18 protein-coding genes are annotated in these 21,503 nt (G+C 68.1%); all 18 read right to left on the minus strand.

Features of this window, described 5'->3' with window-relative positions; translation table 11 throughout:
• On the minus strand, window positions 1-1,401 hold a 1,401-nt coding region (locus tag ACM0PB_RS13990; RefSeq protein WP_495495127.1), incomplete at its 3' end, for an MCP four helix bundle domain-containing protein.
• 371 nt (window positions 1,402-1,772) lie between these two features.
• The gene (locus tag ACM0PB_RS13995; protein WP_005416415.1) at window positions 1,773-3,761 is read right to left on the minus strand and encodes a chemotaxis protein CheA; all 1,989 of its coding nucleotides are present in this window, start codon (window positions 3,759-3,761) and stop codon (window positions 1,773-1,775) included.
• 45 nt (window positions 3,762-3,806) lie between these two features.
• Window positions 3,807-4,172 carry a response regulator gene (locus ACM0PB_RS14000; protein ID WP_005409521.1) on the minus strand — a complete coding sequence of 122 codons (366 nt, stop codon included), beginning with the start codon at window positions 4,170-4,172 and terminating at the stop codon, window positions 3,807-3,809.
• On the minus strand, window positions 4,169-4,477 hold the full coding sequence (locus tag ACM0PB_RS14005) for an STAS domain-containing protein (RefSeq protein ID WP_065184917.1): 309 nt from the start codon (window positions 4,475-4,477) through the stop codon (window positions 4,169-4,171). The genes ACM0PB_RS14000 and ACM0PB_RS14005 overlap by 4 nt, the downstream gene beginning before the upstream one ends.
• Window positions 4,478-4,766: 289 nt before the next feature.
• Window positions 4,767-6,026 carry a chemotaxis protein CheW gene (locus ACM0PB_RS14010; RefSeq protein WP_065184914.1) on the minus strand — a complete coding sequence of 420 codons (1,260 nt, stop codon included), beginning with the start codon at window positions 6,024-6,026 and terminating at the stop codon, window positions 4,767-4,769.
• The gene (locus ACM0PB_RS14015) at window positions 6,023-6,805 is read right to left on the minus strand and encodes a ParA family protein (protein ID WP_065184912.1); all 783 of its coding nucleotides are present in this window, start codon (window positions 6,803-6,805) and stop codon (window positions 6,023-6,025) included. Before ACM0PB_RS14015 ends, ACM0PB_RS14010 begins: the two co-directional genes overlap by 4 nt.
• Window positions 6,806-6,809: 4 nt before the next feature.
• Window positions 6,810-7,826 carry a flagellar motor protein MotD gene (gene motD / locus ACM0PB_RS14020; RefSeq protein WP_414604804.1) on the minus strand — a complete coding sequence of 339 codons (1,017 nt, stop codon included), beginning with the start codon at window positions 7,824-7,826 and terminating at the stop codon, window positions 6,810-6,812.
• A gap of 1 nt (window position 7,827) precedes the next feature.
• Window positions 7,828-8,568 carry a flagellar motor protein gene (locus ACM0PB_RS14025; protein ID WP_049413360.1) on the minus strand — a complete coding sequence of 247 codons (741 nt, stop codon included), beginning with the start codon at window positions 8,566-8,568 and terminating at the stop codon, window positions 7,828-7,830.
• Window positions 8,569-8,658: 90 nt separating this feature from the next.
• The gene (locus ACM0PB_RS14030) at window positions 8,659-10,518 is read right to left on the minus strand and encodes a chemotaxis protein CheA (RefSeq protein WP_329889523.1); all 1,860 of its coding nucleotides are present in this window, start codon (window positions 10,516-10,518) and stop codon (window positions 8,659-8,661) included.
• Between the two features lie 2 nt (window positions 10,519-10,520).
• On the minus strand, window positions 10,521-11,126 hold the full coding sequence (locus tag ACM0PB_RS14035) for a protein phosphatase CheZ (RefSeq protein ID WP_005416422.1): 606 nt from the start codon (window positions 11,124-11,126) through the stop codon (window positions 10,521-10,523).
• The gene (gene cheY / locus ACM0PB_RS14040) at window positions 11,126-11,518 is read right to left on the minus strand and encodes a chemotaxis response regulator CheY (RefSeq protein WP_005413247.1); all 393 of its coding nucleotides are present in this window, start codon (window positions 11,516-11,518) and stop codon (window positions 11,126-11,128) included. The genes ACM0PB_RS14035 and cheY overlap by 1 nt, the downstream gene beginning before the upstream one ends.
• A 57-nt stretch (window positions 11,519-11,575) precedes the next feature.
• A complete protein-coding gene (locus ACM0PB_RS14045; protein ID WP_053498623.1) occupies window positions 11,576-12,319 on the minus strand; it encodes an RNA polymerase sigma factor FliA in 744 nt (247 codons plus the stop codon).
• On the minus strand, window positions 12,316-13,203 hold the full coding sequence (locus tag ACM0PB_RS14050) for a MinD/ParA family ATP-binding protein (protein ID WP_032959426.1): 888 nt from the start codon (window positions 13,201-13,203) through the stop codon (window positions 12,316-12,318). The genes ACM0PB_RS14045 and ACM0PB_RS14050 overlap by 4 nt, the downstream gene beginning before the upstream one ends.
• Entirely contained in the window at window positions 13,190-14,812 is a 1,623-nt protein-coding gene (gene flhF / locus ACM0PB_RS14055; protein ID WP_065196750.1) for a flagellar biosynthesis GTPase FlhF, read from the minus strand. Before flhF ends, ACM0PB_RS14050 begins: the two co-directional genes overlap by 14 nt.
• A gap of 146 nt (window positions 14,813-14,958) precedes the next feature.
• The gene (flhA, locus tag ACM0PB_RS14060; protein WP_171956125.1) at window positions 14,959-17,019 is read right to left on the minus strand and encodes a flagellar biosynthesis protein FlhA; all 2,061 of its coding nucleotides are present in this window, start codon (window positions 17,017-17,019) and stop codon (window positions 14,959-14,961) included.
• Between the two features lie 44 nt (window positions 17,020-17,063).
• Window positions 17,064-18,194 (minus strand): flagellar biosynthesis protein FlhB, encoded by a 1,131-nt coding sequence (flhB, locus tag ACM0PB_RS14065; RefSeq protein WP_065184906.1) that lies wholly within the window; start codon window positions 18,192-18,194, stop codon window positions 17,064-17,066.
• A 204-nt stretch (window positions 18,195-18,398) separates the two neighbouring features.
• Window positions 18,399-20,531, minus strand: coding sequence for a putative bifunctional diguanylate cyclase/phosphodiesterase (locus ACM0PB_RS14070; protein ID WP_414604805.1), 2,133 nt, complete (start codon window positions 20,529-20,531; stop codon window positions 18,399-18,401).
• A gap of 167 nt (window positions 20,532-20,698) precedes the next feature.
• Window positions 20,699-21,490, minus strand: a complete 792-nt coding sequence (gene fliR, locus ACM0PB_RS14075; RefSeq protein WP_414604806.1) for a flagellar biosynthetic protein FliR — start codon at window positions 21,488-21,490, stop codon at window positions 20,699-20,701.
• Between the last annotated feature and the right edge of the window lie 13 nt (window positions 21,491-21,503).

Raw genomic sequence — 21,503 nt, forward strand, 5'->3', positions numbered from 1 at the left:
GCTGTTGCCCGAGGCGATCTCGCCGGCGGCCAGGGTGATGCTGGAGGCGCTGGCCTGGATCTGGCCGACGATCTGGGTCAGCTGCGCGACCGTGGTGTTGGCATCATCACGCATGCGGGCGAACACGCCATTGAACTGACCTTCCATGCGCGCGGTCAGGTCGCCGGTGGCGATCGACTGCAGCAGCTGCGAGAGCTGGCCCAGGTTGCCGTCAGCCACCTGCATCATGGTGTTGAGGTGCTCGATCATCAGCTTGAAGTCGTGCTGGAACCGCTGTGCGTCGCCGCGCTGGCTGAAGTCACCGGCGGCGGCCGCCGCAGCCAGGTGCTGGATCTGCGAATTGATGGCCAGCAGGCTGGCCTTGGCCGCGTCCATGGATTCGTGCAGGATCGCGCGGCTGCCGGGCAGGCGGCGTGCGTCAGGGCTCAGGTTGCCGATGGCGTACTGGTTGAGTACTTCAATGGCATCGACGATCGCATCGAGGTGCTCGAAGATCACCGTGTTGATGCCGTTGGCCAGCTGGCCGTAGACACCCGGGAAATCTTCCGGGATGCGATGGCTGATGTCCGGGCCAGCGTGCATCTGTGCCATCAGCTGTGTCTGCTCGCTGAAGCGTCGCAGCATCGCCGTCATCTCGGCGGTGGCAGCGAGCATCCTGCCGGCTTCATCCTTGCTGGTGGCTTGGGTGCTGACGCTGAGATCACCGCGGGCAACGGCCTGGATGGCATGCACGGCCTTGCCGAGTGGGCCGGTCACTGCCCGCGAGATGACGATGGCCAGCGCGGCAGCGACCAGCGACAGCAGCACGATGCAGCCGATGATGGCAATCATGCTGGTGCGGTGGGTGGCGTTGGCGTCGGCAATCTTGCCGTCCATCTGGCCGGCGATGTGGGTTCCCAGTGCCTTCATTGCAGCGAAGAGGTCGCGACGCGCCGGGCGCGACTGCTCGTCGGAGATCTGCTGGGCCTGTGTGCCATCACCGGCGGCCACGGCGTCGCGCATCGCCTTGTTTGCGGCGAAGTAGCGGTCCAGCTGCGCGCTGGCCGCGCGATACAGTTCACGCTCCTTGTCCAGCGCCGGCAGCGCCGCGTACGCCGCCAACTCGTCATGCACGGCCTTGGCGGTGTCGTCCATGCGCTTGTTGTAGTCGGCGACCTTGTCCGGCTGGTCGAGCATGCTCAGCTGGGCCAGTTCGTAGGTGCGGAACTCGCCCAGCTGCGAGCGTGCCTCGCCCAGGTGCTGGACCGAGGGGATATCGTTGCCAGCCATCTCGCGCAACTGCGCGTTGGCCTCGCTCAGGCGCACCAGTGCGAAGGCGCCGAGGATCAGGGTCATCAAGGTGGTGAGGGTGAACCCCACGGCCAGCTTGCGGGCGATGGGCAGATCTTGGAACCACTTCATGCAGGGTGCTCCAGGTGGGCAGAGTGCCGGCGTCTGTGCGCCGGTTCGGGGGTGGTTGCAGAGCGAACGGGGGTGCCCGGTGGGGTTCGGTGACGACCGTCAAAGCGAAATAACGGCGCCGTCCGCGCGGACTTTATGGACGCAGATCACATTCGGTTGCGTAGGGATGACGGCGCGAAAGTGCTGGTCTGGCGGGGCTTGCGCTCGGATGACGTGGTTGCGCGCGAAACCATCGCCTCGACGGAGTTCACAGAAGGGATGGGGTCAGATCCCTTTTCCCTGAAAAGGGATCTGACCCCGGCTGGAATGGAGCACACAAACAAAACCGCCGCCCCGAAGGGCGGCGGTCCATTACCCGCATGCGGCGTGGATCAGGCGGCCTGCGGCATCCGCAGCGAGCGCACCAGTCCGCCGATGTCGACGATCAACGCGACGCGGCCGTCGCCAAGGATGGTGGCACCGGACACCCCGCCGATACGGCGGTAGTTGTTCTCGATGTTCTTCACCACCACCTGCTGCTGGCCGACCAGTTCGTCCACTTCCAGCGCGATTTTCTGGCCATCGCCTTCCACCACCACCACCAGCGATTCGCTGCCCGGTGCGCGGTTGCCGTAGCCGTAGTACTCGCTCAACGACAGGATCGGCAGGTACTCGCCGCGCACGCGCAGCACGCGGCCTTCGCCGGCCATGCTGCGGATATCCTCGGGCTGCGGCTGCAACGCCTCAAGCACGTAGGCAAGCGGCAGGATCAGGGTTTCGCCGGCCACGGCCACCGTCATGCCATCGAGGATGGCCAGGGTCAGCGGCAGGCGGATCAGCGTGCGGGTGCCGGTACCGAGGCTGCTTTCGATCTGCACCTCGCCGCCCAGTGCCTGGATGTTGCGGCGGACCACGTCCATGCCGACGCCACGCCCGGACAGGTCGGTGACCGCATCGGCCGTGGAGAAGCCAGGTTGGAAGATCAGGTCCCAGACCTGCGAATCGGTCGGGTTGTCCGGCACGGCCAGGCCGCGTTCGTGAGCCTTGGCCAGGATCTTGGCGCGGTCCAGGCCGCGACCGTCGTCGCTGACTTCGATGACGATATGGCCGCCCTGATGCGAAGCTGCCAGCGTGATCGTGCCGGTCTCGTCCTTGCCCGCACCGCGGCGGACGTCGGGCATTTCCAGGCCGTGGTCGATCGAGTTGCGCACCAGGTGCACCAGCGGATCGGCGATCTTTTCGATCAGACCCTTGTCCAGTTCGGTGCCTTCGCCGACGGTGCGCAGGCGCACCTGCTTGCCGAGGCGGCTGGACAGGTCACGAACCAGGCGCGGGAAGCGGCGGAACACCGCATCGACGGGCAGCATGCGCACGCCGATCACCGCTTCCTGCAGGTCGCGGGTGTTGCGTTCAAGCTGGTCCAGGCCAGCGAACAGGCTCTCGGCGTGGACCGGGTCCAGTGCGTGCGAGACCTGCTTGAGCATGGCCTGGGTGATGACCAGTTCGCCAACCAGGTTGATCAGCGCATCGACCTTGTCGACGCTGACGCGGATCGAGGTTTCCGCTTCCTGGCTGGCACCACCGTTGGCAGCAGGCGTGGCAGGTGCAGACGGGGCCGCTGCGACCGGAGCGGGAGCCGCCGCGGCCGGCGCCTGGGTGGCCAGGCTCGGCGGCGCGGCGGGACGGATGTCCAGCTCGCAATCGTCCAGCACCCAGGCGAAGGTGTCTTCGATCTTGCTGCGCGGCACCTTGCCAACCAGGCCCAGGTCCCACGCAAGATGCGCTTCGAGCGGATCAAGCTGGGCGAAGCCCGGCAGGCGCTCCATGCGCGCGGCGACCTGCAGCGAACCGAGGTGTTCCAGTTCGCGGATGATGCGAAGCGGATCGTTGCCGCTCATGAACAGCGACGGCGCCGGAGTGAAACCGATCTGCCAGGCTTCCGGCGTATCGTCCACCTTGGCTGCGGCGGCCGACGGGGCGCTCGCTGCGGCCTGGCCGGAAAGAACCGCTTCCAGGCGCGCCTTCACCGCAGCGACTGCAGCCGGATCGGCAGCCTGGCCGTGTTCGGCTTCGCGCAGCAGGGCGCGCAGCACGTCCACCGAGGACAGCATGGCGTCGACGGCGTGGCCTTCCAGGGCCCGCTTGCCGGCGCGCAGCTCATCGAGCAGCGTTTCCAGCACGTGGGTCAGGCCGGCGATCGCGTCGAAGCCGAAGGTGCCGGCGCCGCCCTTGATCGAGTGGGCGGCGCGGAATACCGAATTGATGATCTCCGCGTCCTGCTGCCCCGATTCCAGGGCCAGCAGGCCAGCCTCCATCGCATCGAGGCCTTCGCGGCTCTCCTCGAAGAAGGTGGCGTGGAAGCGTTGCAGGTCCATGCTCATGGCAGTGGTGATCCGGAAGCGAAGAGGGGGAGCGGCGCCGGGCGATCAGCCCAGCACTTTCTGCACGGTGGCGACCAGCTGTTCGGGATTGAACGGCTTGACCAGCCAGCCGGTGGCACCGGCGGCCTTGCCTTCGGACTTCTTGTCGGCGGCCGATTCGGTGGTCAGCATCAGCAGCGGGGTGAACTTGTAGTCCGGCAGCTGGCGCAGTTCGCGGATCAGCGCGATGCCGTCCATGTTCGGCATGTTGACGTCGGTCACCACCGCATTGAAGCGCTGGCCCTTGGCACGACCGAGCGCGACCGCGCCGTCTTCAGCTTCTTCGACGGCAAAACCGGCCGAGGTGAGGGCGAAGGACACCATCTGGCGCATCGACGCCGAATCGTCCACCACCAAGATACGTGCGCTCATGCAGCGTTCTCCACAGATTTCAGGTTGTCATGGGTTACGTCCAGGCCCAGGGCCTGGGTGACGCCCAGCAGGCGCGCGGCGTCACTGAAGGTTGCAGTGCAACCGTGGAAGCCGGTGCCCAGGCCTGCCTCGCGGCGGGCCTGCACGAACGCACACAGCACCTGCACGGCGGCCGTGTGGATGCGGGCGACCTGGCTGGCATCCAGGGTCAGCTCGCCAGCCTGGTCCACGAGTGGGGCGAGGCGGTTCTTGAGCTCGGTAGTGCTCTCGATGCCGAGATCCCCACCCAGTTCGACAGTGCTCATCGTTGCTCCGGACAAACGGTTCCGTGATCCATAACGGCACCCCGGTGGGGTTCTTTAGAAGAATCGACGCGGTACGTCGATGCGGTCGCTGCTTAAAAGGGGACGGAGGGAATCAAGTCGCAATCGACCTGGCTCTACTGCAGCTCCCTCGGCAACGGCGACCGCGCAGTGGGGACGTAAGGTGTTGATCCAACGGATCAACTCCTTGCGTCCCCGACAGGCACCCCTTCGGCGCAAAGCGCCGGGTCAGTCGCGACTTAATCCCCTCCGTCCCCTTTTTCTTGGCGGCTCAGCTCAACAGCCGGGTGGCGTCGAGCAGGATCATCGGCCGCTGGCTGACCCGGGCCACGCCGCGGAACAGGTCGTTTGAGATCTGGCAGATGCGCGCGGTATCGGGCGGTTCGATCTGCGAATCGGTGAGGTTGGCGACATCTTCGACCGCTGACACGCGCAGGCCGATGGTTTCGCCGTCCTCCTCCAGGACCACGATGCGGGTCTGTGCGTCGTCTTCGGCGGCCGCGGCGCCAAGGTGCAGGCCCAGATCCATCACCGGTACCACCTGGCCGCGCAGGTTCATGATGCCGAGCATGGCCGCTGCAGTGCCACGCAGTGGCAGCAGCGGCACCGGCAGCACCACTTCCTGCACCTTCAGCAGTTCCAGCGCATAGGCCTGGGTGCCGCAGCGAAGGCGCAGCCAGCGTGAAGTGCGTTCGCCGGCGCGTCGGTTCTGCGGATGCGGGCTGCGAGCCGGTTGGTGGGCCTGCGCCTGCAGCTCCTGCCAGGTGCCGGGACGGTTGCCTGCCGGGGCATCGACGGCGGCGCGCGGCGGCGGAGTGGCGGTGCGCGCGGCCGGGGCCGGGGCTGCAGGTGCAACCGTCGGGGCCACCGGAGCTGCGACCACGGCGGGCGGTGGCGTGGCTACGTCTTCGCCACCGGCGGCCGCTTCGAACGCGGCCTGCAGGCCGGGGCTGTCGGTGTGGGCGAGGCGATGGCTGTCGGCCGGATCGGTCTCGTAGATCACCTCGTCCGGCAGGTCGTCCCAGGTAGGTTCCGGACCGGCGTTTGCAACGACGGCGGGTGCCGGCGCGGTTTCGTGGATGACCTCCTCAGGCAGGTCATCCCAGGTCGGCTCGCGTTCGGAAACCGCTTCTCCCGCCGGACCCTGCCCAGCGCTACCGGAAGCGGCAGCGCTCTCGAAGGCCGCTTCCAGTGCTGCGTCGTCCCGGCTTTGCGCGGCGGCGACGGATTCTGTTTCGTAGATCACCTCGGCGGGCAGGTCATCCCAGGTGGGTTCGCGCGTGGGTGGTGCGGCGCTCTCGAAGGCGGCTTCCAGCGCAGCGCTGTCCCCGCTCGGCGTGGCGGCGATGGTTTCGGTTTCGTAGATCACTTCGGCCGGCAGGTCGTCCCAGGTCGGTTCGCGTTCGGCGACTGCTTCGATCGCCGGGCCTTGCCCGGCGCCTGCGTGCGGCAGCACGGCAGGCGGCGGCGCGACCATCGCTTCGCCCAGCAGTTCGTCCAGGTAATCGTCGAGGATGCCGGTGCTGTTCATGCGGCCTGCTCCAGGGCGCGGGCATCCTCGCCGAGGATCCAGTTCAAGGCGCGCCGGTAGGCGGCCAGGCCACGGCCCGGGTAGTCCTCGCCGGCGCTCGGCAGGGTCAGCCCGGCGGCGTTGCTGATGCGGGTATCGATCGGAATGGCGTCTTCCCACACGCGGCTGCCATGGCGGTCCTGCATGGTGCGCAGCGACTCGTTGCCGGCGCGGGTGCGTCGGTCGAACAGGGTCGGCAGGATCGAGATCGGCAGCAGGCGGCGGCGCGAACGCTCGACCATCTCGCCGGTGCGGACCATGCCATCCAGGCCGTGCAGGGCCAGGGGTTCGGCCTGGGTCGGGATGATCAGGCGATCGGCGGCAGCCAGTGCGTTGATCATCAGCAGGCCGAGGGTGGGTGCGCAGTCCAGCAGGATGTAGTCGTGCTGGCCCTGGTGGCGCGCCAGCGCGTTCTGCAGGGCCAAGCCGAGGCCGGGCTGGTTGGCGCTGCGGCGTTCCAGCGTGGCCAGCGCCGACTGTGCGCAGACGTAGTCCAGGCCATGGATGTTGCTGGCATGGCACAGGCTGGACAGGTCCGCTGGCGGTGTGCCGAACAATTCCAGTACGCCGGCCGGCGGCGGGTCCACCGGCACGCCGAAGGCGCGGCTGAGCGAGGCATGCGGATCGAGGTCGATCAGCAGCACGCGATGGCCGAGCGCGGCCAGACCGCGGCCGAGGGCGAGGGTGGTGGTGGTCTTGCCGACTCCGCCCTTCTGGTTGGCGACTGCCCAGATGCGCATCGGATTACTCCTTCATTGCCGGGGGAACGGCGGCGCCGACGCGGCTGCCAGCCGGCATCGGCGGCAACTTCACCGGTGCGATGGGGGAGGTGGGGGCGCTGGCCGGAGTTGCGTCGGCCTGTTCGGTGACGGTGCTGTCGGTGGCGCCGGTGGCTGCGTTCAGGCGTTGGCCGAGCGGATCCACCGAGTGCGACGTGTCGGCCAGGATGATGACCATCACCCGGCGGTTGCGGTTGCGGCCCTGCGCGCTGTCGTTCTCTTCGCGCGGGCGGAACTGGCCATAGCCGACCATCGCCAGCCGCGACGGCTGCACGCCCTGGTCGGCGAACAGGTGCACTACGCTGGCTGCGCGCCCGGCCGACAGTTCCCAGTTCGACGGGAAAGTGGCGGTGGCGATCGGCACGTTGTCGGTGTGGCCTTCCACGCGCACGCTGTTGGGTACGTCGCGCAGCACCTCGGCCAGGCTGGCCAGGGTCTGCCGCGCATGCACGTCAAGCGCGGCCGAGCCGGTGGGGAACAGGATGTCGCTGTTGATCTCGACTTCGATCCACAGTTCGGTGCGGCGCACGCTGATCATGCCGCGGTCGATCAGCGGCGCCAGTGCGGCGGTGAGGCGATCGGCAATCGTGTTGAGCTGGCGCTCGGCACGGGCGATCTGCTCCTGGTTGTGCACCGACACCGGCATGCGCATCTGCGAGGCCATCGACGGCAGCAGGGTCGGGTCGTGCGAGGGCGCCGGCGCGGAGGGACCGATCTTGGTGCCGGACTTGATCACCGAGGGGCTGTCCCAGCCGCCGCCCTGCACCTGCTTGTTGCCCACCTGCACCGGGTTGATGGTGCGCGGTGCGCCACCGAAGGCATCGGTCAGCGCGTCGGCCATGATCCGGTACTTGCCCTCGTTCACCGAGGAGATCGCGTACATGACCACGAAGAAGGCGAGCAGCAGCGTCATCAGATCGGCATAGGGGATCGCCCATGCTTCGTGGTTGGCGTGCTCTTCGTGGTGCTTGCGGCGGGCCATGTCAGTGCAGGAAGCCGGAGAGGTTGGTTTCGATGTTGCGCGGGTTCTCGCCCTGGGCGATCGAGATCAGGCCTTCGATGACCATCTCGCGGTCGCGCGTGTTGTGCGAGATCACACTCTTGAGCTTGGCGGCGATCGGCAGGAACAGCAGGTTGGCCGAAGCGATGCCGTAGATGGTGGCGGTGAACGCGGCGGCGATGCCGTGGCCGAGCTTGCTCGGGTCGGCCAGGTTCTTCATCACCGCGATCAGGCCCAGCACGGCACCGATGATGCCGAGCGTCGGTGCATAGATGCCCATCGCCTCGAACACCTTGGCGCCGGCCTGGTCCTGGTGCTCCTGGCTGCCCAGTTCGATTTCCAGCATGTGCCGCATGGATTCGGGCTCGACGCCGTCCACCAGTAGCTGCAGGCCCTTGCGCAGGAACGGGTCCTGCTGCGCTTCCACCTGCGATTCCAGGCCCAGCAGGCCCTGGCGGCGGGCGATGTTGCTCCACTCGACGATCTGCTGGATCAGCTCGCGGCGGTCGCTGTGCGGTGGACGCACGACCCAGCGCACGATGCTGAACGCGTGCTTGAACACCGCCGGCGAGGTGTGCAGCAGGATCGCGGCTACGGTGCCGACGATGACGATCACAAACGCCGCAGGCGACCACAGCGACGCCAGGCCGGCGCCCTTGAGGATGCTGCCGCCGACCAGCGAGGCCAGGGCGAGAAAGAGTCCAATGAGGCTGAGTCTATCCATGGATCCGGTATCGGCTTGTATGAATGGGACTTGAGACACCGGTACAGGCTACTGGTGCGACTTCACGGTTTTACGGGTTCAGCAAGCGGGTCAGTCGTGCGGGCTGCGCAGGCCGTCCACATCCAGGATCAGCGCCATGCGACCATCGCCGATCAGGGTTGCACCGGCGTAACCGCGCAGGCCGCGCAGGGCTTTCGGCAGTGGCTTGATGACCACTTCCTCGCGCCCACGGACCTGGTCCACGACCAGGCCGAAGCGCGCTTCGCCGGCCTGCAGCACCACGATGGTCAGCAGGGTCGACGCGGCGGGCGTCACATCCAGCCACTGGCGCAGATCGACCAGTGGCAGCGTGTGCGAACGGCGGTCGAGCACGGCGCGGCCATCGAACCAGCCCAGCGAGGTGCGCGGTGCGTGCAGCACTTCCATCACGCGCGCCAGCGGCAGCGCATAGACGTCTTCGCCGGCTTGCACCAGCAGGGTCGGCAGGATCGCCAGGGTGAGCGGCACGCGGATCAGGAAGCGGCTGCCGCGGCCCAGCTCCGACTGGATCTGGATCTGGCCACTCAGTTCGCGGATGCGCGACTGCACCACGTCCATGCCAACGCCGCGGCCGGAGATATCCGTGACCTGCTGCTTGGTCGAGAAGCCGGGCAGGAACACCAGGTGCAGGCACTCCTCGCTGCTCAGGCGGGCGGCGGCCTCCGGATCGATCAGGCCCTTCTCGCGTGCCTTCGCGCGCAGCTTCTCCGGATCGATGCCGGCACCGTCGTCCTGCACTTCAATGCTGACGTAGTCGCCTTCCTGCTGGGCCGACAGGCGTACATGGCCCATCCGCGGCTTGCCCTGTGCTTCGCGCAGATCGGGCATTTCCACGCCATGGTCGATGGCGTTGCGGACCAGGTGCACCAGCGGGTCGGCCAGCGCTTCGACCAGGTTGCGGTCGAGCTCGGTCTCGGCACCGATCAGCTCCAGGTCCACTTCCTTCTTCAGCGAGCGGGCAACGTCTCGGGCGACCTTGGGGAAGCGCGAGAAGACCTTGCCCACCGGCTGCATGCGGGTACGCATCACCGCCGACTGCAGGCGCGCGGTGGCGATGTCCAGGGTGGACACGGCGCGGTCCAGTTCCTCGTCGCGCAGGCGCGCACGCAGGGTCTTGAGCCGGTTGCGTGACAGCACCAGTTCGCCGATCAGATTGACAATCGCGTCCAGGCGCTTGGTGTCCACGCGCACGGTATGTTCGGCTTCGGCCAGCGGCTTGGCGGCCGGCTTGGTCGCCGCTGCAGTTGCCGGTGCGGCCGGTGCGGCCAGTGGGCGTGGTGCCGCGATCGGTGCGGGCGCTACCGCAGCGATGGGCTTGGCGCCGGGTGCGGCGCCACCGTGCAGCTGGTCGAGCAGGGCTTCGAACTCGTCTTCGCTGATCAGGCCGTCGTCAGCCTTCCTTGCCGGCGCGACCGCAGTCGGCGCGTTACCACCGTGCAGCTGGTCGAGCAGGGCCTCGAATTCGTCGTCGGTGATCAGGTCGCCGCTACCGGCCGCCGCTACGGCGGTCGGGGCGGCCGGCGCGGTGGCGCCTCCGTGCATGTCGAACTGGGCGATCAGCTCCGGCGGCGCATAGCCCGGCTCGGTGCCGGAGGAAACTGCATCCAGCATCGCTTGCAGGTAGTCCAGCGATTGCTGGGCGGCATCGAAGTGATGGGCCTGCAGCACGGCCTGGCCCGCGCGCGCGATGCCCAGCGCTTCTTCGGCGGCGTGGCACAACTCGACCATGGCGGTGACGCCGAGGAAGCCGGCGCCGCCCTTGAGCGTGTGGTAGCCCCGGAACACCGCGTTGAGCTGCTCGGTGTCCTGTGGTGCCTGCTCCAGCGACACCAGCTGTTCGCCCAGGCGATCCAGGATTTCCTGCGCCTCGATGATGAAATCGGCAGTGATGTCGTCGGATACCGCGCTCATGCTTACAGCCCCAGGTCCGACAGCAGGTCGTCGGCGTCGTTCTGCGAGACCGCGTGGCGGTCCAGTCCCTTCAGTGCCGGCCCGGCCAGTTCCGGATCGGTGCGATGCTGTTCCGGCGGCAGGCCGAGCGCGCCGAAGCCCTCATGCACACGGCGGACGATGCCGACCACGCGACGGATGATCTGCCCCGTCAGGTCCTGGTAGCTCTGGGTCAGGGCGATCTCGGTGAGGTTGTGGCGGATGCGCTCGAGCTGTGCATCCTGGCCGGGCTGCAGGCCTTCGGCGCGCAGCTGTTCGGTCAGGCTGCGGCATTCCTCGGCCAGGTCCAAGGTGCGGTGCGTCGCCTGTTCGGTCATCGCCACCACGTGGTCCAGGCGTGCGCAGGCATCGTCCAGTTCGCCGGCCTCGCTGGGCACGGTCGGCAGTTCACCCAGGGCCTGCCCGAGCTCGCGGGCCAGCCGCGAGAGACCGCTCATCATCGGCTGCGTGCGCAGCGCGACCAGTCCGTCGATGCGTTGCCGCCAGGCGGTTTCGTCACCGGACTCCAGTGCGTCCAGTGCTTCCTGCAGGCGCAGGGCGAGGGCATTCCTGTCGACCGTGGTATCCATCAGGCACTGGCCGCCAGGCGTTCGAAGATCTTGCCGAGCTTCTCTTCCAGCGTCTGCGCGGTGAACGGCTTGATGATGTAGCCGTTCACGCCGTTCTGGGCCGCTTCGATGATCTGCTCGCGCTTGGCTTCGGCGGTGACCATCAGCACCGGCAGGGTCTTCAGCTTGGCGTCGGCACGAATCGCCTTGAGCAGCTCGATGCCGGTCATGACCGGCATGTTCCAGTCGGTGACCACGAAATCGAACGGCTGGCTCTGCAGCAGCGACAGCGCGGCATGCCCGTCCTCGGCTTCGGCGGTGTTGGTGAAGCCCAGATCGCCCAGCAGGTTCTTGACGATGCGACGCATGGTCGAGAAGTCGTCCACGATCAGGATGCGCATGTTCTTGTTCAAAGCAGAGTTCCTTTGTTGTTCATTCCGGGCGGCCGGGGGCAGCTGCCTCGGGGATGTTCATTCTTCGAGGCCGGCGTCGACGGCCTCGAATACCTTCAGCCGGCCGCGCAGGCGCAGCACGGCCTGGCCGTGGATCTGGCAGACCCGCGACTCGCTCACGCCGAGCACCGCGCCGATCTCCTTCAGGTTGAGTTCCTGCTCGTAGTAGAGCGAGAGCACCAGCTGTTCGCGCTCGGGCAGATGGCCGATGGCCTTGCCCAGCTCGCGGCCGAACTCGCTGCGCTCCAGTACCTGCTGCGGGGTCGGGCCACCCTGGGCGACCGTGTCCAGCTCGCCCTGGTCCTCGATGCGCGACTCCAGGCTCAGCACCTGGCCACGCGCGGCGTCTTCCATCAGGCGCAGGTACTCGGGCAGTGGCATCTCCATCGCGGCGGCCACTTCGGTGGCGCTGGCGGCTCGGCCGCTGCTCTGTTCCAGGCGGCGGATGGTGGCCGCAGCATCGCGTGCACGGCGGTGCACCGAGCGCGGCACCCAGTCGCCACGACGGATCTCGTCAATCATCGAGCCACGGATACGGATCGAGGCATAGGTCTCGAACGAGGCGCCCTGGTCGGCGTCGTAGCTGCGCGAAGCCTCGATCAGGCCCATCATGCCCGCCTGGATCAGGTCGTCGACTTCGACGCTGGCCGGCAGGCGCGCGGCCAGATGGTGGGCGATGCGCCGCACCAGGTCCGAGTGCTGGGCGATGACGTCGTTGGCCGCCGAGCGCTGGACTTCCCTGTACTGGGCCGCGCCTTTCATGCCGCCACCCCGCGCTGCTTGAGGATGCGTTCGAGGAAGAACTCGACGCCGCCGCGTGGTTCGGTCGGCGCCTGCCAGCGGGCCGTGCGGCGCGCGATCTCGGTAATCGCCAGTGCGGACGGGCTGGACGGGTAGGCCTTCACCACCGGCTGCTGGCGCTGCACCGACAGGCGCAGCCAGTCATCCTGCGGCACGCAGCCCAGGTAGTTCAGCGAGACATCGGCGAGGAACTTCTCGCAGACGCGGGTCAGCTTCTCGTACAGCACGCGGCCCTCGTTGGGGTCGCGCACCATGTTGGCCACCACCTGGACGCGGTCCACGCCCCGTTCACGCGACAGCACCTTGATCAGCGCGTAGGCGTCGGTGATTGAAGCCGGCTCGTCACAGACCACCACCACGGTGTCCTGCGCGGCCTGGCAGAAGGTCAGCACGCCGTCGGTGATGCCCGCGGCGGTGTCCACCACCATGATGTCCAGCTCGCGCTCCAGCTCGGAGAACACGTTGACCAGGCCGACGTGCTCGGCCGGGGCCAGCTCGGCCATGTGCCGGCGGCCGGACGCGGCCGGGACCACCAGCACGCCGTTCGGGCCTTCGACGATGACATCGTCCAGCGAGCAGCGGCCGGCAACCAGGTCGGCCAGCGTAAAGGTGGGGTTCAAGCCCAGGATCACGTCGATGTTGGCCAGGCCGAGGTCGGCGTCCAGCAGCAGCGTGCGCTTGCCCATGCCGGCCAGCGCCACGGCCAGGTTGGCCGACACGTTGGTCTTGCCCACGCCGCCCTTGCCGCCGGTCACGGCGATGGTGCGCACAGGGCCGAGCGGCTCGCTGCGGGTGGCCGACAGCGGGAAGGTCTTGGTCAGCTTGGCGTACTCACGCGACGGCATGGTTCAACTCCGGGTTGCAGGGCATATCGGCCGCTCGGCGCAAATCTTCAAGGCGAAGTACGAGATTGGCCGCACTGGCCCGGTGCAGGTCGTCCGGAACGTCCTGGCCATCGGTCACCCAGGTGATCGGCAGGGCATGGTCCACGGCCACCGACAGGGCGTTGCCGAAGCGGCCGGTTTCGTCCAGCTTGCTCAGCACCAGGCCCTGCAGGTTGGCGGCACCGAAGCGGCGGACCACCTCGTCCATGTCGCCGAAGCTGGTGTTGGCCGGCAGCACCAGCAGGGTACGCACCTGGCGGGCGGCGCGCAGCCACTGCAGCTGGGCGGCCAGCGCGCGGTCGCGCGGGCCCAGCCCGGCGGTGTCGATCAGTACCAGCTTGTAGTCCTTCAGGCGTTCCAGCAGCTGATCCAGGTCGGTGCCGCTGTTGGCCTCGTGGACGGCGATGCCGAGCTGCCTGCCATAGCCATACAGCTGCTCGCGGGCGCCGATGCGGGTGGTGTCGGTGGTGACCAGGGCGACGTCACGCGGCGCGTGCTTCTCGGCGAAGCGCGAGGCCAGCTTGGCGATGGTGGTGGTCTTGCCGGCGCCGGTCGGGCCTACCAGCGCGATCACGCCGCCTTCCTCCAGCGGGTCGACCGGGGCGATCGGCAGCTTGCGCGAGATCAGCCCCAGCATCAGGCCGCGGCCTCGGTGCGCCTCGGTCTCCAGCGGAATCTGCATGGCGACGTCGCGGGCCAGGCCAGCATCGAAGCCGTACTCGTCCATCAGGTCCAGCGCGGTGGCGCGCACCGGGCAGCCGCGCAGGCGCTCGTCGGTGAAGCGGTTCATTTCGCGCTCGATCACCTGGCGCATGCCGGCCACTTCCTGGCGCAGCTGGCGGATCTCGGCGTCGTCCTGGGCGACCACGGTCAGGACCGGGGCTGGGGCGAGCGTCGGCGTCGGCGCGGTTTCGACGGTGGCATCGGCCAGCGCCGGTTCGCTTGCGGCGACCTCCGGCTGCGTTTCGGCCAGGGCTGCGGTTGGCAGCGGCGGCGGCTGCACGGCCGGGGCCGCGCTTTCGTGATGCGCCTCGTGCGGCGGGTCGATCTGGAAGCGGGCGCGGTTGGCCGGCGTGGCGCTGGCGGGTGCCGGTGCGACGATGGCTTCGGCGAACGGGGCGAAGATCTGGTCCGGCAGCGCCGGTTCATTGACGGCGGCGCGTGCCAGCGTGGCGGCGAAGCCGGTGCTGCCGCGGGTCGGCACGATCTCGTCGGCGCTGTCGAGGGTGCGGCCGGTAGCGCCCACTGCTGCACGGGCGAGGGCGGCCACCGCCGAGGTGGTGGCGGCAACCGGTTCCGGTGCCGGGGTGCTGCTGCGGCGGCGGGTGACGGCGGCGATCACCGCGTCGGCGGCGGTGCGCGGCTTGGGTGCCGGCGGCGGTGCGACGTCACGGCGCGAGGCTTCCAGTGCACGCTGTACCGCGCTCTCGTCGTAGTTGGCGGCGGCGACGATCTCGATGCCTTCCTCGATCCGGCGGTTGGACAGGATCACGGCGTCAGGACCATGTTCCTTGCGCACCAGGTTCATGGCCGAGCGCATGTCGGCGGCGACGAATCGTTTGATTTTCATGCTGTGGTCACGGGGCGAAGACGGCGGGGTGGCGGTCGGGGAACTCGGGTGGTCGGTGGTCTGCACGGTGCGGGTTCCCCTTGGTGTCTGTCAGTTGCGTTGGTTCGAAAGTGGTGTCTGTTTTCTGGCGCATCGGCGGGCGGGCGTCAGCTGATCGTTCCGACCAGCTTCAGGCGCTTGTCCTCCGGCACCTCGCTGTAGGCCAGCACCGACAGCGACGGAACGCTGTGGCGGACCAGGCGGGCCAGCGCGGCGCGCACCGGGCCAGGTACCAGCACGACCGCGGGCTCGTTGCGGGCTTCCTGCTTGCTGACACATTCGGCCAGGCTCTGGTGCAGTCGCTCAGCGAGTCCGGGTTCCAGCGCGGCGCCGTTGCCCTGCGTGGACTCCTGCAAGACACGTTCCAATTGCGGGTTGAGGGTGAACACCGGCAGCTCCGCCGACATTCCGGCGATCTCCTGCACGATGAAGCGGCCCAGTGCGGTGCGCACCGCGGCGGTCAGCACGGCCGGGTCCTGGCTGCTGGGCGCATGTTCGACCAGTGCCTCGGCGATCTTGCGCAGCTGGCGGATCGGAATGCGCTCGACCAGCAGGTTCTGCAGCACGCGCACCACCGCCGACAGCGGCAGCGCCTTGGGCGTCAGATCTTCGACGAGCTTGGGCGCGCTCTTGGCCAGGTTGGCCAGCAGGTGCTGCACTTCTTCGTGGCCGAGCAGTTCCGGCGCGTGTTCGCGGATCAAGTGCGACAGATGGGTGGCGACCACGGTGGCCGGGTCGACCACCGTGTAGCCCAGCGTTTCGGCCTGGGCGCGCTGGTGCGGCTGGATCCAGGTGGCATCCAGGCCGAACGCGGGATCCTTGCCGGCAATGCCCTCCAGTGCGCCGAGCGCGCTGCCTGGATCCAGGGCCAGCTCGCGGTCGGGGTGGATCTCGGCGGTGGCCACCGGTACGCCGTGCACCAGCACGCGGTAGCCGTTGGCGGGAAGTTCCAGGTTGTCGCGGATGTGCACCGACGGGATCAGGAAGCCGACATCCTGGGTCAGCTTGCGACGCACACCCTTGATGCGCGCCATCAGTTCGCCGCCCTGGTTGCTGTCCACCAGCGGAATCAGCCGATAGCCGACCTCCAGGCCCAGCGGATCGACCGGGCGCAGTTCGTCCCAGCTCAGTTCGGCAGTGGGGGCCGCGGCGGCCGGGCGGCCGAGCGCAGTGAGCGCGGCGGCATCGGTGCCACTGCCTGTCGCATCGGCAGCCGGTGCCTTGGTCTTGCGATACAGCTTCCAGGCGATGAAGCCAAGGATCGAGGCCAGCGTCAGGAAAGCGACGTTGGGCATGCCCGGCACCAGGCCCACCAGGCCGATGATGCCGGCGGTGATCGCCAGCGCCCGGTACTGGCCGAACACCTGCCCGGTCATGGCCTGGGCCATGTCCTGCGAGCGCGAGGCGCGGGTGACCAGCATCGCCACCGCGCTGGAGACCAGCAGCGCCGGCAGCTGTGCCACCAGGCCGTCACCGATCGACAGCAGGGTATAGGTGGCGGCGGCTTCGCCGAACGGCATGCCATGCTGCAGCACGCCCACGGCCAGGCCGCCGAGCATGTTGATGAACAGGATCAGGATGCCGGCGATGGCGTCGCCGCGGATGAACTTGCTGGCACCGTCCATCGCACCGTAGAAGTCGGCTTCCTCGCGGACTTCCTCGCGGCGCAGCTTGGCTTCTTCACGCGTCAGCAAACCGGCGTTGAGGTCGGCGTCGATCGCCATCTGCTTGCCGGGCATCGCGTCCAGGATGAAGCGCGCGGTCACTTCCGAGACGCGGCCGGCGCCCTTGGTGATGACCACGAAGTTGATGATGGTCAGGATCGCGAACACCACGATGCCGACCGCGTAGTTGCCGCCGATCACGAATTCACCGAAGGCGGCGATGACCTTGCCCGCGGCATCGTGCCCGTTCTGGCCATTGAGCAGGATCACGCGGGTGGAGGCCACGTTCAGCGCCAGCCGCAGCATGGTCGTGATCAACAGCACGATCGGGAAGATGGTGAAATCCAGCGGGCGCTTCACGTAGACCACCGCCAGCAGCACCATCAGCGAGATGGCGATGTTGAAGGTGAACAGCGCATCGAGGACAGGCGCGGCCAGTGGCACCACGACCATGGCCAGCAGGGCCAGCACGATCAGCGGCGCGCCAAGGCCCTGGCGGATCATTTCCAGGGCGCGGCGGGTGTTGAATCCGGTGGCGGGCTGGGCGCTCACGGGCGGCCTCCCTTGCCGAATTCATCCACCTGGATGTGCGGGGCGTCCGGCATCGGGCCAGTGCGCCAGGCGCGCAGCTGGTAGACGTAGGACAGGACCTGGGCGACGGCCGAATACAGTCTCACGGGAATTTCCTTTCCGAGTTGGCCTTCCCGATACAAGGCGCGTGCCAAAGGCGGGGCGGAGACGATCGCGACCTTGTTGCCGTCGGCCACTTCACGGATGCGCAGGGCGGTCTCGTCCACGCCCAGCGCGACCACGGTGGGGGCGTTCATGGCGCCGCCTTCGTACTTCAGGGCCACCGCGTAATGGGTGGGGTTGACCACCACCACGTCGGCGGTGGGCACCGCTTCCATCATCCGGCGGTTGGCCATCTGCTGCTGCAGCTGGCGGATGCGGCCCTTCACCTCGGGGCTGCCTTCGCTTTCCTTCATTTCCCGGCGCAGCTCTTCACGGGTCATCTTCAGCTTGCGCATCCAGTTCCAGCGCTGGTACGGCGCGTCGATGGCGGCCAGCACCAGCATCGCGCCGGCGGTGGCCAGCAGCAGGCGCAGGGTGAAGCCGAGGCCGTCGGTGATGGCGGTCTCCAGCGGGTGGTGGATCAGCCCGCGCAGGGTGTCAAAGCCGGTCCAGACCACCAGCCCTGCGGCCACACCGACGAAGGCCACGCGCAGCAGCGACTTGGTGAACTCGGCAATCGCCTCGGGGCCATACAGGCGCTTGAGCCCGCTCATCGGGTTCATGCGGTTGATGTCAGGCAGCAACGCCTTCTGCGACCAGCGCAGGCCGCCCATCACCAGCGGGGCGACGAAGCTGGCCAGCAGGCAGACCAGCACCAGCGGTGCGATCACCAGCATGAACTGCAACAGCAGGTCGCCGAAGTGGCCGAACAGTTCCTTCGGGTTCTGCCGCAGGCTCTGTTCCGGGCTGAGCGCCTGCTTCATCCAGGCCGTGGCGCCACGGCCGATCGAGCCGCTCATGGCCATCACCGCCAGCACACCGCCGCCGAACACGGCGGCGGTGCCGAGTTCGCGCGAGCGCGGCAGGTTGCCCTGTTCACGGGCGTCGCGCAGGCGTTTTTCGGTCGGTTGTTCGGTCTTTTCTCCGGCGGATTCGTTCTCGGACATCACGGGCACTGCGGCTGGGGTTGCCCAGGTGCGTGCAAGAACTGTTCCACGCGTGGCGTGGTGCTGCCGACCGCCGGTGTTGTAGGGTCGAGCCCACGCTCGGCTGCGGTTGGGTCCAGGCGAGAAGCGCAGCCGAGTGTCGGCTCGGCTCTACAGGAACGTGTCGCAGGAACTGTTGCGTGATGGGGCGCGCGCGGCCCGGAGTCAGCCGGGCGGGTGTTGCGGCGGTGGGCTCTGCGCCAGTTCCACCCGCGGCCGGGGCAGGTCGTGCAGCTGCATGAAGCGCGCCGCGTCGACCGGGCGGCCGAGCAGATAACCCTGCAGGAAGTCGCAGCCCAGGCGCTCCAGGTAGGCGCGCTGCGCAGCGGTTTCCACGCCTTCGGCGACGATGTCCATGTCCAGGGCATGGCCCAGCGCCACGATCGCCGAGACGATCACCACGTCCTCCGCACTGTGTTCCAGGTCACGCACGAACGCGTGGTCGATCTTGATCTCCGTGGCGGGCAGCCGCTTCAGGTACAGCAGGCTGGAATAGCCGGTTCCGAAATCGTCGATGGAGATGCCCACGCCCAGCGCCGACAGCGCCTGCAGCAGGCGAAGGCTGGTATCGGTATCGCGCATGACCGTGCTTTCGGTGATCTCCAGCACCAGGTGGCGCGGGGCAATGCCATAGCGTTCGATCACTTCACGCACATCCTGCAGCAGGTGTGGCGAACTGAACTGCACCGGCGACAGGTTCACCGACATCGACCAGCCTTCATGCCCGGCGTCGCGCCAGCGGCGCAGCTGCTGGCAGGCCTGGTCCAGTGCCCAGCGACCGATCTCGTTGATCGCGCCGCTGCGTTCGGCCAGGCGGATGAAGCGGTCCGGTGGGATCAGTCCGTGCTCCGGGTGTTTCCAGCGGATCAGCGCTTCGGCACCGGCCACCTGCTGGGTGGCCACGCGGATCTTCGGCTGATAGTGCAGGAACAGCTGCTCGCTGCCGATCGCACGGCGCAGGTCGGCCAGCAGCCGGAACTGCTGCTCGGCACTGTCGTTCATCCAGTCGGCGAACAGCACGAAGGCGTTGCGTCCGGATTCCTTGGCCTGGTACATCGCCGCGTCGGCGAAGGCCATCAACTGGCGCTCGCTGGCAGCGTGGTCGGGGCAGATCGCCACGCCGATGCTGGCGGTCACTTGAAGTTCGTTGTCCGGCAGCAACGGGCCGCTGCCCACCGCCTGCAGGATGCGCCGGGCGAGGGTGGGCAGGTCCTCGTCGTGCTCGATGCGCACCACCAGCACGAATTCGTCGCCGCCCAGACGGGCGAGCATATCGTTGGGCCGGAGCAGCTGGCGGGTACGCTCGGCCACCGCCACCAGCAGTGCGTCGCCGGCCTGATGGCCGTAGGCATCATTGACCTGCTTGAATCCGTCCAGGTCCATGAACATCACCGCGAAACGGCTGCCGCCCTGTTCGGCTTCGGCCAGCGCCTGCACCATGCGCCGCTGCAGCAGCAGGCGGTTCGGCAGGCGGGTCAGCGGGTCGTGCAGCGCGGCCTGGGTCAATTCCTGCTGGGCATCGGTCAACGAGGTGCTCAGCATCGAGTTGCGAAGCCGCAGCAGCTGCGCCTCCACACGCTGGTCCAGCCACGAGACCACCAGCACCACCGCCAGGATCGCAACCGTCAACACCACCACCAGCATCGCCAGCCACTCGCTCTGCAGGCCATCACCGACAGCGGCGCCGCAGATGCTGCCTTCCGGGAAACGCGCGGCGGCCATGCCGGTGTAGTGCATGCCGACGATGGCCAGGCCGAGCAGGCCGGCGGCCGCCAACCGGTCACCGACGCGGGTGCGCTGCGCGCGCAGGCGGAACGCCACGTACAGCGCGGTCCACGAAGCGGCCACCGCCACCACCAGGGAGAGCAGCAGCCAGCCCGGGTCGTAGTCGATCCCGGGCTGCATGCGCATCGCTGCCATGCCGACGTAGTGCATGCCGGCAATGCCGGTGCCCATCAGCAGGGCACCACCGGCCAATCGAGGATGGGGCAGGGTACGCAGTGAGACCAGCCACAGTGCGAACACCGACGAGGCGATCGCCAGGGCCAGCGAGAGCAGGGTGATGGGCAGGTCGTAGCCCAGTGCAATGGGCAGATCGAAGGCCAGCATGCCGATGAAGTGCATCGACCAGACACCCAGGCCCATGGCGAATCCGCCCCCCAGGCGCCACCACCAGGCGGCTGCCCTGCCCGGGGCGGTGACCGTGCGTCCTGCCATGGCCAGCGCCGTGTACGACGCCATCACGGCGACCAACAGCGAGATCGCCACCAGCCACGGGTTGTACGTGCCTACCAGCATTCGTCAGTCTCCCGGACCTGCCTGTCGACGGAAACCACGGTGGGGCATGCATGAGGCAGGCCAACGCGAACGGGCGCCGGCCAGGTGCGGCATCCCCCCGGTTGCCGCGCATTCACTCTAACGCGCAGACCGGGGGGGACTTCAAGCGGCAATACGTGATGACCGGGTCAGCGTGTGACCGCGTCCGCGGCCTGGAAGGCGGCGTCGAACAGGCGCTGTACCGGCGGCCCCATTTCCCCGGCCAGCAGCGCCAGGAGGAACAGGCCCAGCAGCAGCGAAACCGGCAGGCCCAGCTGGATCGGGTTCAGCGCAGGGGCGGCTCGCGCCAGGACACCGAAGGCCAGGTTCACCGCCAGCATCGCCACGGTCAGCGGGATGGCCAGGGTCAGCGCACCGCGCAGCACGGTCAGCAGGAAGGCCGGAGCGATGCTGAAGAAGGCATGGGGATCAGGCAGCGGGGCGCCAATCGGCAGCGCGCGATAGCTGTCCACCAGCAGCGAGATCAGCGCCAGGTGGCCGTTGGCGGTGAAGAACAGCAGCCCGAACAGCAGATAGAACCACTGTCCGATCACGCCGGAGGTACCACCGCGCAGCGGGTCGCTCATCTGCGCGAAGGCCAGGCCGGTGCCCTGCGCGATCAGTTCGCCCGCCATCGCACCGGCTTCGAACACAAGCCGCAGCAGGAAGCCGATGGATACGCCAATGGCCAGCTCGCGCGCGATGGTCAGCACCGTGGCGGCGTCGAAGCCGGTCCAGTCCGGCACCGGGGGCAGGAGCGGGGCCAGTGCGATGGCCAGGGTGCCAGCCAGCACCACGCGCACCCGTGACGGGACGGCGCGGGTCCCGACCATGGGCATGGCCATGGCCACAGCGCCGATGCGCAGCATGGTCCACAGTAGGGTGCCGATCATGCCGAAGGCCTGAAGGCCGTCGGCCGCCATCTGTGTCGCGGCGTCCATCGAAGCGCGTGTC

Source organism: Stenotrophomonas sp. AR029, from assembly GCF_047520695.2.
GTDB classification, from domain to species: domain Bacteria; phylum Pseudomonadota; class Gammaproteobacteria; order Xanthomonadales; family Xanthomonadaceae; genus Stenotrophomonas; species Stenotrophomonas sepilia.